We start from the raw sequence: 12,125 nt of genomic DNA, 5'->3' as shown, positions 1-12,125 counted from the left end.
GGCCCCGCACCATCTTTAATTCAGATTAATTATTGTTCGTTGTGACATCGCCGAGCCCGCAGGGCGGAGAGCAAGCTCCCTCCCGGCGCACTCCGCAGGACGCAAGAAGCCCTCGCCGCACGAAGTGCGCAGCTAGGGCTTCTTGCATGTCCGAGGACGCGCCGGGAGGGAACTTGCTCTCTGCCCGGATAGGTAAGACAGCTTACGCGACGGTGTAAACCCAGTCGTGCTTGTCCTCGACAGCACCGGACTGGATGCCCGTCAGGGTCTCGCGAAGCTTCTTCATCACAGGGCCGATCTCGGTGTAGCCAGCCGGGAAGGTCACGGTCTCGTCGGCGCCGTAAACCTTGTTGTCGATCTCGCCAACCGGGGAGATGACGGCAGCGGTGCCGCACAGGCCGCACTCGACAAAGGTACCGGCCTTGACCTCGGCCCACTCGACGGGACGCTGGTCAACGGTCATGCCCAGGTCCTGAGCGACCTGAACGAGCGAACGACGGGTGATGGAGGGCAGGATGGAGTCGGTGTGCGACTGCGGAACGACGAGCGTGCCATCCTCTTTCACGAACAGGACGTTGGCGCCACCGGTCTCCTCGACATAGGTGCGGGACTCGGAGTCGAGATACAGGTTCTCGGCATAGCCCTCGCGATGGGCCTCCATCGTGGGCTTGAGGGACATGGCGTAGTTCAGGCCGGCCTTGATGTTGCCGGTGCCGTGCGGTGCGGCGCGGTCGTACTCGGAAACGCGCAGCTTGACGGGCTTGAGGCCACCCTTAAAGTACGGACCGACCGGGGTCACGAGAATGCGGAACGTGTACTCAGGAGCGGGAGCCACGCCGATCACGTCACCGGAGCCGATCATAAACGGACGCACATACAGGGTTGCGCCAGAGCCGAAGGGCGGAACCCATGCGGCGTTGGCAGAAACGACCTGCTTGACGGCCTCAACGAACTTGTCCTTGGGGAACGGGGGCATCTCGAGGCGCTGGGCGGAGTTGTACATACGCTCGGCGTTCATGTCGGGACGGAAGCAGACGATGCTGCCGTCCTCGGCGGTGTAGGCCTTCAGGCCCTCAAAGACCTCCTGGCAGTAATGGAAGATGCCACCGCACTCGGAGACATGCAGGGTGTGGTCGGTGGTCAGGCCGCCCTCGTCCCACTCGCCGTCCTTCCAATGGGCCTCGTAGCTGTAATCGGTCTTCATGTAGCCAAAGCCGAGGCTACCCCAATCGATATCCTTCTTCTCGACAGTCATATGTCGCTCCTTACATACACGGTTGCATACTCGCGAACCCGCACGCAAGGACCGAAGCCGGCCGCGTCGCAACGTCGCATACCCGGAAGCGTAGAGCCGGGCAGGACACGCGGGCAGCATCAAAGCCGATGGCGCGTCGATTCGCATGCAGGTGATTTTACTCCCCGCACGCCTTGGATAAAACGCTTTTCTTTAACTAAGTAAAGTATTTTCATTTGCCTCCAACACAAAAGGCCCGCCATCGAATCCGATGACGGGCCTTGGAATTAACGTCAGAAAACAAGCTCGGACTAGGCGTTCTTTTTACCGAGCTTAGCCTTAACCAGACCGACCACGGTCGGGATGATCGACACGGCGACAATGCCGATGATCAGCAGCTCAAAGTGCTCCTGCACAAACGGAATGCCACCAAAGAAGTAACCCAGCAGCGTAAAGACCGTCGACCAGGTAATGCCACCTAGCACGTTAAAGACGACAAAGTTGCGCCAATGCATGCCGCCCATACCGGCGATAAAAGGCACAAAGGTGCGAATGAACGGGAAGAAGCGACCGAGGAAGATGGCCAGATGGCCCCACTTATCCAGGAAATCCTCGGACTTTTTGATGCGCTCGGGCGTCATGGCCTTTACCTTGCCCGAGGCGATAATCTTGCGGCCAAAGAAGTGGCCGATCATAAAGTTGCACTGATCGCCCAGGATGGCTGCAGCCCATGCGGTGGCCAGAAGCGCCACGATGTTAAAGCCGCCATTATGGGCAAAGAAGCCCGAGGCAAACAGCAGCGAGTCGCCGGGAAGGAACGGGAAGAACACCACGCCCGTCTCGATAAAGATGATTAGGAACACGCAGCCGTAGGCCATAAGCGGGCCGGCGGCGATCCAGCTGGCGATCGCGGTGCGCGGGTCCTTAAGCAGCTCGGCGATAAAATTGATGAAACCCATGAAGTAAAACCTCTCAGTTGTGGGCGCGGACACGTCCAAGTTGACCAGTATACGGTTGCGATGCGAGCACGGGCCAAACCCCTCAAAAGTCTTACTTCATTACCAGCAAGTTTGCATAACTGACACTTGTCGCCCAAAGCAAAGCAAGATCGCCCTTCCTAATCCCTAGCGAATCGCTATACTTTATTGAATCGCATTGCCATGGCGCTAAGGGAGGGCGGCCGGTGAGCTTTATCAATACCATTCGCGAGGACATCAAGACCGTCCAGGCGCAGGACCCCGCCGCGCAAAACGGTCTGGTCATCTTCCTTTCCTATCCTGGCCTGCACGCCAAGTGGAACCACGTGCCCGAGCACTGGCTGTGGGAGCACGGTCATCGCTCGCTCGCCCGTGTGCTCTCGCAAATCACCCGCCACATCACCGGCGTCGAGATTCACCCTGCCGCGCAGATTGGCAAGCACTTCTTTATCGACCACGCCATGGGCGTCGTCATCGGCGAGACCACCATTGTGGGCGACAACTGTGTGCTCTACCAGGGCGTCACGCTCGGCGGCACCGGCAACGAGACCGGCAAGCGTCACCCCACCCTGGGCAACAATGTCACGGTGGGCACGGGCGCCAAGGTGCTCGGCAACATCCGCATCGGCAACAACGTCAAGATCGGCGGCAACTCGGTCGTCGTTAAGGACGTCCCCGACAACTGCACCGTCGTGGGCGTGCCGGGACGTATCATCAAGCGCAACGGTTGCCGTGTGTTCGAGGAGAGTTTCGACGCCAAGCAGCATCGCGAGTACATGCCCGATGACGCCGCCGAGCAGTCCGCCCTCAACCGCCAGGGCATCACCGAGAATGCCCGCCGCGTCAAGGAACTCGAGCGAGAGGTGGCCGAGCTCAAGGCCCTCGTCGCCAAGCTCGTGGACGAACGTTAGGAACGCAAGCGGCACAAAACGACATCGGCACCGACGCAAAAGGCGCGCCAGGGAATCAATCCCCGGCGCGCCATTCCTTTTGATGTGACATGCGGGACTGTCCCTTTGTCGCATTATGCGAACTGACTCAGATAGAGGTCGGCGTAAGCGCCCTCGGCTGCGAGCAGTTCCTCATGCGTGCCCTGCTCGATAATGTTGCCGTGGTCCATGACCAGGATCAGGTCGGCATCCACGATCGTCGACAGGCGATGCGCGATCACAAAACTCGTGCGCCCATGCATGAGAGCGTCCATGGCACGGCCGATGGCGAGCTCGGTACGTGTGTCCACGCTCGACGTCGCCTCGTCCAGAATGAGAATCGCCGGGTTGTTGAGCAGCACGCGTGCGATGGTCAGCAGCTGACGCTGGCCCTGGCTGATGCTTTCGGCATCGTTGGCCACGCGCGTGTCGTAGCCCTGCGGCATGGTGCGCACAAAGAAGTCAACCTGGGCGGCGCGCGCAGCCGCCACGATCTCCTCGCGCGTCGCCTCGGGACAGCCGTAGGCGATGTTCTCGGCAATCGTGCCGTCGAACAGCCAGGCGTCTTGCAGCACCATGCCAAACTGCTGACGTAGCTCGCCGCGATCCATGCGGCTCGTATCCACGCCGTCGAGCGTAATACGCCCGCCGTCAATCTCGTAGAAGCGCATGAGCAGGTTGATGAGCGTCGTCTTGCCTGCGCCCGTGGTTCCCACCACGGCAATCTTCTGGCCCGGCTCGGCGGTAAACGACACGTCGCGCATAAGCGGCTTGTCGGGCGAATAACCAAAGCGCACGTGCTCAAAGGAGACACGACCCTCAACGCGACCCGGCAGCTTGGCGGCCTCGTCCGGCAGCGGATCGGCTTCCATCTCGGGCTCATCGAGCAGGTCGAACACGCGCTCCGCACTCGCCAGCGCGCTCTGCAGCGAGTTAAAGGTAAACGACAGCTGCGTCATGGGTTCGGACGCCTCGTAGATAAACTGGAAGAACGCCTGGAACACGCCGACGGTCATGTGGCCGGCGACCAGCATGCTGCAGCCCACGAGCGCGATCACGATCTGCGCCAGGCGACCAATAAAGCGAACCACGGGTCCGACGGCATTGATCAAAAAGTCGGCCTTGGTGCTCACGCGCGCCAGCTCGCCCGAGGCCTCGTGCACCTCGGCAGAGCTCTGGCGCTCGCGGTTAAACGCGCGGATCACCAGACGGCCCGAATAGCCTTCCTCGACCGCACTCGTAATCTTGGACACCCACTCCTGGCGCTCGCCCGTCACATCGTGTGTGCAGTGCGAGACGACCTTCGTCACCAGCAGCGACAGTGCCGTAAAGAACAGAAAGACGAGCGTAAGCTGCACGCTGAACACGAACATCACGCTCACAGCACCAACAACCGTGCCGATCGACACGAGCAGCTGCAGCAATCCGCGCTGCATACTCTCGGACATCTTGTCCAAGTCGTTGGTCGCGCGGCTGACCACTTCGCCGGGACGATGCGCGTCAAAGTAGGCGAGCGGCAGGCGGCTGAGCTTTTGCGCGATGCGGTTGCGCAGGCGCAGATTGAGACGCTCAGCGACGCTCGACATCAAAAAGCTCTGGAGCGCATAGAACGAGGCGGCGGCAGTCCAGATCATAAAGTAGACGAAAATGGTCTTGCCGCAGTTCTCCCAGGTGATGCTGAAAGTGGTGTCGTTGGCAAACGCCACCTGAATGTGGCCCCACAGCTCATCGATCACGCGGGCGCTATATGCCGGCGCGGCAGTGTTAAAGATGACATAGAACACAATGCTCGCGAACACGATATAGAAGCGCCAATGGTCGCCGGCAGCCTCGCTCCACAGGCGGCGCACCGTCGCCCAGGTATCACGGGGCGTCTCGTCCTCGTCTTCGTCGTCCACGTCGCGCATGCGCTCTGCCTCGGCGCGAGCACGCTCGTCCTCGGCGCGCTCGTTTTCCTCGTACAGCGCTTGGCGGCGAGCCTCACGCTCGGCCGCGGCCTTGGCAACGTCATCCAGCTCGGTCGGCGCGACAGCCTGCTCGACCGCTTCCTCGGCAGCGTCCGCAGCGGCGGCATCGATAGCGTCGCTGCGCTTCTTGAGCTCCTCGGTCATGCTACTCACCTCCCTTCATCTGCGATTCCGCGATGGCGCGGTACACCTCGCAGGTTTCCATAAGTTCCTCGTGCGTGCCCAAGCCCACGACCTCGCCGTCCTTGAGCACGACAATCTGGTCGGCGTGCAGAATCGTCGAGATGCGCTGCGCGATGATAAGCACCGCGGCGTCGCGCGTCTCGTCCTGCAGCGCATGGCGCAGGGCCGCATCAGTCTTAAAGTCCAGAGCAGAAAAACTGTCGTCGAAGATATACAGGTCGGCGCGCTTCATGAGCGCGCGAGCAATGGCCAGGCGCTGGCGCTGACCACCCGAGAAGTTCGTACCGCCCTGGGCAACCGGGGTATCGAGCCCCTGCGGCTGATCGAGCACAAAGGTGCTCTGGGCAACCTGCAGCGCATGAAGCATGTCCGCCTCGGTCGCGTCCTCGTTGCCAAAGCGCAGATTGCTTGCCACGGTGCCCGAGAACAGCCACGCCTTCTGTGGCACATAGGCAATGCGCCCGCGAATCTCACCTTGCGAAAGCTCGCGCAGATCGATGCCGTCCAAGCGAATGGCGCCCTTGGTGGCATCGTGGAAGCGCAGCAGAAGCTTTGCCACCGTCGACTTGCCCGAGCCCGTCGAGCCCACAATCGCGGTCGTCTGACCACGACGACAGGCAAAGCTCAGGTCGCGCAGGGTGTCCTCGTCGGCATCGTCAAAGCGAAACGACATGTGGTCGAACACGGCAACAGCATCCGCATCGTCCTCGGAGGCAGGCGCCCCGTCACCCAGCGTACGCTCGCCGTCCACGATGCTCGGCTCAATCTCCAGCACTTGCCGTGCACGGCTTAGGCATGCCGCGGCGCGTGGCAGCGTTAGCACCACCATCTGCGCCATCATCACAAAGAACAGGATCAGAAGCGCGTACTCCAGCACCGCCGAGATGCTCGCGATCTGCATGGCGTGGGCGCCCACGCGGTTGCCGCCAACCCACAGCACCGCTACCTCGGCGATGTTCATCAAAAAGAAGCTTGAGCTGTCGAGGCCCACAAACAGGTGGTTGACTTTGATGGCGTTGGCGGCGTAGTCGCTGAACACCTCGTCCAGGCGCCGCTCCTCGTGACGCTCCTTGTTAAACGCACGGATGACGCGCACGCCCACGATGTTTTCGCGCAGCACCACGTTCATGCGGTCGATAAAGCTCTGCAAGCGCATAAAGATCGGAGCCGCGTTGGCAACCGTAAAGACCGCCGCCACCAGCACAATCGCAACGACTACGCCCAGAAGCGTGCCCATGGCAGGATCGATAAACCAGGCGAAAATGATGCCCGCCACAGCCAAAAACGGCACGGGCAGCACCAGCTGAATCGTCTGCAGAATCGCCTGCTGAATCACGTTGATGTCGTTGAGCGAGCGCGTGATCATCGATCCGGTGCCAAAGCGCTCAAAATCGCTGGCCGCTAGCTCGAGCGATTTGTCGTACACGGCATTGCGGATATCGCAGGCCACGTTGGCGGCCAGGCGCGCCGAAAGATAGCAGCCCAGCACCGTGCCGCCGCTAGCCATGCTGGTCGCGATAAACATGTATAGGCCGTTGCGTAAAATGTAGTCGACATCGCCCGTGGTAATTCCGGTGTTGACCATGTTCGCCAGCATCGTGGGAACCAACAGCGTACCGACGTTATCCACCAGCAGCGCCAGCAGCGTCACTGCGGCAAGCCTGCGATAGGGCTTCATAAACTTCATTAAGAGTCGCACGACTCCCCCTCACCTTGATTCTCGGCTTGGCTCTCGGCAGCGATATGCTGCTTAAAAGCATCGCACTCATCGCCGAGCGCATGGGAAAATTTTCCGATTAGGCGCATAATCTCGCGTTGTTCACACGGCTCAAGCGCGCCAAAGGCTCGCTGCTCGGCCTTGAGTGCCGGCAGCGCATAGCGCTCGGCAAACCGCATGCCCGCTTCGGTCAAACACACAACCTTGTTCTTACGGCTGCCTTCGGCAAACTCCAACGTTGCGAAGCCCCGCGCCATCAAGGTTTTAATTGCCGAGTTGATGGTCTGTTTGCTATAGAACCATTCGCTTGTCAGACGACTCACAGCGATGCTACCGCCCGCCGTGCTGGTATCGACGAGCATCCAGTAAGCACAGTCCGAAAGGCCGCAGGCGCGCGAGAACTCCGAATAGATATGGTCGAGTCCATTGAGCAACCGATCGAAGTCGACCAGCGTAACCGCACTATTCATCTATCCCACCATTCGATTGTCCGAATTTTGACCAATTTTGTGTCTCTAGATTAGTCCGAGTTTTGACTATCGTCAACAGGCTCTCCGCAAATACCTGCACTTTTATGGCCTATCGGCAGAAAAAGACCGCCGGCGCGGGGGCGGCGCCAGCGGTCACGTGAAAATCGGGTTTTATTGCCTGTTAGGCGGCGACGGCCTCATAGACCGTAGCGCCCGAGAAGCTGTCATGCAGGCTCTTACCGGCAATCCACGGCAGCTCGACGACCTCGCAGACCGTGTTGACCAGCTCGGAGCAGTCAGTAAAGTGGCCCTTGTCGTTGAGGGCCTCGCAATCCTGAACACGCCAATAGCCATCGGTGTGCGTGATGTAGTACTCGTGATCGTTGATCGACACGAAAGCGCGCGTCTTGGAACGCAGCAGCTTCAGAAATCCTTCGAAATCGGTCTCGACGACATCTCCAGCCTGGAACATGATGTTACCTCCTGGCCCGGCGCCACCACGGCGCATTGATAAACGTTGGTACTCCTTTAGTAAAACCTTTATCAGAGGTTATGCGTTCGTCATTTAGGCAAGTGGTAAAAAACCGCAGGGTAGACGGGATAAAACGTTTAACCATCCCATTTGTTTGTCACATTCTGAAGGTACTTTTATGCAAACCCACTTTCCCAATTGGAATCTATCCTTTTGGCCGGGCAATTGACCGTCTATCGTTTGAGCCCGACGGGTATGAACGTGGCATCTGCAACGCCACCGCAAGGAGACACCATGGAGACTATCGAAGCACTCATTCACCGCCGCAGCTGCCGCAACTACAGCGATTGTCCCGTCGAGGCCGAAAAGCTTGCACGTATTATCGAAGCCGGCCAATATGCACCGAGCGGCATGGGCCGCCAGCCGGTGACGTTTGTCGCCGTCACCGACCCCGAGACCGTCGAGCGTCTCTCGCAGCTCAACGCCCAGGTCATGGGCAGCAACAGCGACCCCTTCTATGGCGCCAAGACCGTTGTGGTGGTGCTGGTTGACCGCAGCGTGCCCACACATCTGGAAGACGGCTCGCTCGCCATGGGCAACTTGCTCAACGCCGCCTATGCACTGGGTGTCGATTCGTGCTGGATTCACCGCGCGCATGAGGTCTTTGACTCGCCCGAGGGCCTGGAGCTGCTGGCCAGCTGGGGCCTGCCCGCCGACGGCAGCCTGCGCGGCGTCGGTCACTGCATTCTGGGCTATGCCGAAGACGCGCTTCCCGAGCCCAAACCCCGCCGCGACAACGTCGTCTACGTAAGGTAACCCAGGAGCGTCATAGGGGTAGCTAATTTGGGACGGGGCTATTTTAGCCACCCCACTCGCAACTTATATTGACATCGCCGTTGTCGTCGTTTCGTTCGTGTGGGTCGTTTCGGCGCCGTCGCCCTGTTCGCCGTCGTCCTTTTGAGCGTCGGCGATGGTGGAGGCCGCCGCAACGATACCGCGCTGGGGCGCGACGCCCGTCTGGGTCTGAGCGCCCTCGACAACTTCTGTGCCTGCATGCGCGAGCTCGGGCGATTTAAACACTGCGTCCAAGTTGGCGCCACCACCGGCGTAGCCAAGCGCTGCGAGCGCGATGACGATCACTGCAACGACGACCGCGATCGGAACATAACGATGCCAACCAGCCGGATTGAGTCCGCTGCGACGAGCCGCCCCGCGGCTGATGTAACCGAGCGTTCCGTCGTGCTTGAGCTTTGAGCCCACCACGCACTTGCGGCCCCACAACGAGGACTCTACTTGCATGGCCAAGCGAGCGCTTGCCGAAGGATATCCGTATTTAGTGCGCTTGAACGAGCCATCAAACCCCGAGGCGTGTTTGCCCCACGTCACCGATGTTGTGCGTCGGTTGACCGGCGCGGCGCTCCGCCTTCTGCGGCTCGGTTTTGAAGTCTCAGCCATATGCCCTCGCACGCCGTAACCAAATCGAAACAATAACGCTTTGGACTGTAGCACAGGCGTCGCGCGCGGTCACGGGCGCCTCGCTCAACGGTCATCGTCCTTCAGCAAGCGCCACAGCGTTGTTCGGCTTATACCCAGCACCTCCGCCGCACGGGTTCGGTTGCCGTGGAGATGGTCTACAACCAGATGCGCGATATCTCGCTCGGTATCGGCCAGCGATCGCAGGATATACAGGTCGCTTTCGAGTGTCGGGGCGCCAAAGGTTGCGGTCTTAATCACGTCCTCTTGGGCGAGCACTTCCTCCGCCACAGCGCGGTCCACCGTGCCCGTCCCCACCAATATATACAGTCGTTCCGAGACCTCGCGGAGCTGCAGATAATTGCGCGGCCAGCGGTAAGCATCGAGCGCCTTCGTCGCCGCGGCAGACAGCGTGGGCGCTGCCGTCCCAAATGCATCAGCGAGATATTCCAAATAGCACGCAACCTTCGTCGACGCGGCTCCCTGCTCGACGATTGCCGGCGCCACGCTCACCGCGCAGGCGAAGCGCTCGGTCACAAAGGCGGCTTGATCACTTTCGCTGCCACCCGGCATGTCATTCGCCGTCAACACCACATGGCAGCGCGTCGCCAACGCGGTGTCGGCCATCGTGGAAACGAGCTCGCGAAGGCGCTGGGGCCCAACCGCATTCCAGCCCGCAATGCAAAGTGTCAGCCCCGTTTGGAACAACGGCGATTCGACGCTTTTGAGCACGTGGCGCCAACCGCGATCGGTAAGCTCATCGAGCGCAACGGAAACAAAGGGTTGATCGGCAAAAGGACCGTCCAGATAGAGGCGCTTGGCGATCTCGACCTGACCCGCTCCCAGCTGGCCCTCGAGCATAAGGGGCACACCGCGCGCGTAGCTCTCGGCAACCGGCGCAGCCACCGAGGCCGCCCCCTCAACGATGCCGTACGCGCTCGATTCGTAGCGGGCCTCAACTTCGTCGGCGTTAAGCCACTCGATGCCCGCATGCGCGGCGGCGCCGCGCACCTCGCGGACCACGACGACCCAAAGGCACCCGCCCTCTTTGTCGGTGGGGCGAACGGTCAGGCTCAGGCGCGTACCCGCACGCCCCATAACCAGACGCCCGCCGTCTCCTATACGGTCGAGGCGCTCAGCGACAAAAGTCACCACATCCCGCTCAAGCGCCGCGTCATTCATGGTCGAGATCGCGACGTCCCCACGCGCATCAATTGCCAATGCCGAGGCCCCGGCAGCAGCCAGGGCCTCGGTCAAGATGTTCAGCTTGGCATCGCTATCCATGATTTGCCCCTGTCCGCAGCGACATGCAACCGCCGACGGTCCCACGACCGAGTGTTTCAAAATTGAACGATATTGCTCACCAAACACTATAGGACAGAAAGCGCCGTCCTGCGAGTATAGGTGTTGCCCCGCATCGCCATCCTGGCGGGGCGATAAGAGCTCTTCGGGACTTATAAACCTGCGGACAAGCCATACCCGCAAGAGCTCCTATCGCTCCACCGTGAGAATGCGCGCACCAGCACGCAGCACGCAAATCAGTTGCCTCTTTACCAGATTCCCAGCACGTGCTGCATCCCCAAACTTATGCACGCAATGCCAATCCAGCAGCAAAAGCCCAACGCGATGGGCTTGCCGCCCTTTTTGACCAGCTCGACGATATCGGTATTAAAGCCAATAGCCACCATGGCCATCACGATAAAAAACTTCGACAGCTCCTTGATGGGCGCCGTGATGAACACGGGAAGCTGAAGCACCGTGGTGATTACGCTCGCCAGCACAAAGAACAGCACAAACATGGGAAACGCGCGTTTAAGCGAGAACGTGCTTTTGGCGTCGCCCCCGGCCTTGCGCGCCAGATGCATCTGCCAGCACGCAAGGACCAACGTGATGGGGATAATGGCCAACGTCCTGGTGAGCTTGACCACCGTGGCGCTCTCGAGCACGTTGGCGCCGGGATGCATGCTGTCCCAAGCGCTCGCCGCAGCCGTTACGGACGAGGTGTCGTTGATGGCGGTGCCGGCAAACAGGCCAAAGCCCTCGTTGGTCAGTCCGAGCATGCCTCCGAGCGTCGGAAACACGAGCGCCGCGATAACGTTAAACAGGAAGATGACCGAAATAGCCTGGGCAATCTCACGATCGTCGGCATCGATGACGGGCGCGGTCGCGGCGATGGCCGAACCGCCGCAAATCGACGAACCCACACCCACAAGCGTCGCGATCTTGCCCGGCACGTTCATGACGCGGCAGAGCACAAAGGCGATGACAAGCGAGATCGAGATCGTCGCCACGATAATCGGCAGCGACTGGGCGCCCTTGGACAGAATCTGGGAGAGGTTCATGCCAAAGCCAAGCAGGATAACCGCGTACTGCAAGACTTTTTTAGACGTATAGGTAACGCCGGCGGCGAGCTGTTCGCGGCGATTCTTGGGAAAGACGAGCGCCAGAACCATACCAAAGAGGATGGCAAATACTGGCCCACCGACCACCTCAATCTGTTTGCCGAGCAGCGTTGCGGGGATAGCGATGATCAGGCAGAACAAGACGCCCTTCCAGCGCTCGCGTACGGTATTCGCCAGTTGCATATAGGATTCCTTCTTTCTATTTCACGTTTGCGACGGCTTTTTATACGGCAACATTGGGCATAGCCTTGCGCAAATACAGACTAAGATGCCGCAATAGTTCTCGGGCGACAGCCGAATT

General features: G+C 60.2%; 11 protein-coding genes. 2 read left to right on the top strand and 9 right to left on the bottom strand.

Features of this window, described 5'->3' with window-relative positions; translation table 11 throughout:
- Positions 1 to 202 precede the first annotated feature (202 nt).
- Both DXC52_RS05720 and DXC52_RS05715 read right to left on the bottom strand, forming a co-directional pair.
- On the bottom strand, positions 203 to 1,255 hold the full coding sequence (locus DXC52_RS05720; RefSeq protein ID WP_089573513.1) for a branched-chain amino acid aminotransferase: 1,053 nt from the start codon (positions 1,253 to 1,255) through the stop codon (positions 203 to 205).
- 290 nt (positions 1,256 to 1,545) lie between these two features.
- Positions 1,546 to 2,193, bottom strand: a complete 648-nt coding sequence (locus DXC52_RS05715) for a DedA family protein (RefSeq protein ID WP_117746503.1) — start codon at positions 2,191 to 2,193, stop codon at positions 1,546 to 1,548.
- A gap of 224 nt (positions 2,194 to 2,417) precedes the next feature.
- Here DXC52_RS05715 and cysE point away from each other — a divergent pair, with 224 nt between their 5' ends.
- The gene (gene cysE / locus DXC52_RS05710; RefSeq protein ID WP_035138740.1) at positions 2,418 to 3,122 is read left to right on the top strand and encodes a serine O-acetyltransferase; all 705 of its coding nucleotides are present in this window, start codon (positions 2,418 to 2,420) and stop codon (positions 3,120 to 3,122) included.
- A gap of 113 nt (positions 3,123 to 3,235) precedes the next feature.
- Here cysE and DXC52_RS05705 read toward each other — a convergent pair whose 3' ends face one another.
- The 4 genes from DXC52_RS05705 to DXC52_RS05690 all read right to left on the bottom strand — a co-directional run bounded on the left by DXC52_RS05705 (position 3,236) and on the right by DXC52_RS05690 (position 7,949).
- Positions 3,236 to 5,251, bottom strand: a complete 2,016-nt coding sequence (locus DXC52_RS05705; RefSeq protein WP_117746502.1) for an ABC transporter ATP-binding protein — start codon at positions 5,249 to 5,251, stop codon at positions 3,236 to 3,238.
- A gap of 1 nt (position 5,252) precedes the next feature.
- On the bottom strand, positions 5,253 to 6,989 hold the full coding sequence (locus DXC52_RS05700; RefSeq protein ID WP_199409473.1) for an ABC transporter ATP-binding protein: 1,737 nt from the start codon (positions 6,987 to 6,989) through the stop codon (positions 5,253 to 5,255).
- Positions 6,977 to 7,477 (bottom strand): MarR family winged helix-turn-helix transcriptional regulator, encoded by a 501-nt coding sequence (locus DXC52_RS05695; RefSeq protein ID WP_117746500.1) that lies wholly within the window; start codon positions 7,475 to 7,477, stop codon positions 6,977 to 6,979. Before DXC52_RS05695 ends, DXC52_RS05700 begins: the two co-directional genes overlap by 13 nt.
- A gap of 181 nt (positions 7,478 to 7,658) precedes the next feature.
- A complete protein-coding gene (locus tag DXC52_RS05690) occupies positions 7,659 to 7,949 on the bottom strand; it encodes a hypothetical protein (protein ID WP_006235631.1) in 291 nt (96 codons plus the stop codon).
- A gap of 294 nt (positions 7,950 to 8,243) precedes the next feature.
- Here DXC52_RS05690 and DXC52_RS05685 point away from each other — a divergent pair, with 294 nt between their 5' ends.
- Positions 8,244 to 8,765, top strand: a complete 522-nt coding sequence (locus tag DXC52_RS05685) for a nitroreductase family protein (protein ID WP_117746499.1) — start codon at positions 8,244 to 8,246, stop codon at positions 8,763 to 8,765.
- Between the two features lie 63 nt (positions 8,766 to 8,828).
- Here the strand turns inward: DXC52_RS05685 and DXC52_RS05680 are convergent, their stop codons facing one another.
- The 3 genes from DXC52_RS05680 to DXC52_RS05670 form a co-directional block, all read right to left on the bottom strand.
- The gene (locus tag DXC52_RS05680) at positions 8,829 to 9,404 is read right to left on the bottom strand and encodes a hypothetical protein (protein WP_147330600.1); all 576 of its coding nucleotides are present in this window, start codon (positions 9,402 to 9,404) and stop codon (positions 8,829 to 8,831) included.
- A gap of 84 nt (positions 9,405 to 9,488) precedes the next feature.
- On the bottom strand, positions 9,489 to 10,706 hold the full coding sequence (locus DXC52_RS05675; RefSeq protein WP_117746497.1) for a helix-turn-helix domain-containing protein: 1,218 nt from the start codon (positions 10,704 to 10,706) through the stop codon (positions 9,489 to 9,491).
- Between the two features lie 266 nt (positions 10,707 to 10,972).
- Positions 10,973 to 12,007, bottom strand: a complete 1,035-nt coding sequence (locus tag DXC52_RS05670) for a YeiH family protein (protein WP_117746496.1) — start codon at positions 12,005 to 12,007, stop codon at positions 10,973 to 10,975.
- Positions 12,008 to 12,125: the final 118 nt, after the last annotated feature.

The sequence above is a fragment of the Collinsella sp. TF05-9AC genome, assembly GCF_003438495.1.
In the GTDB taxonomy this organism is placed as follows: Bacteria; Actinomycetota; Coriobacteriia; order Coriobacteriales; family Coriobacteriaceae; genus Collinsella.
This window is presented reverse-complemented; position numbering and strand designations above follow the sequence as displayed.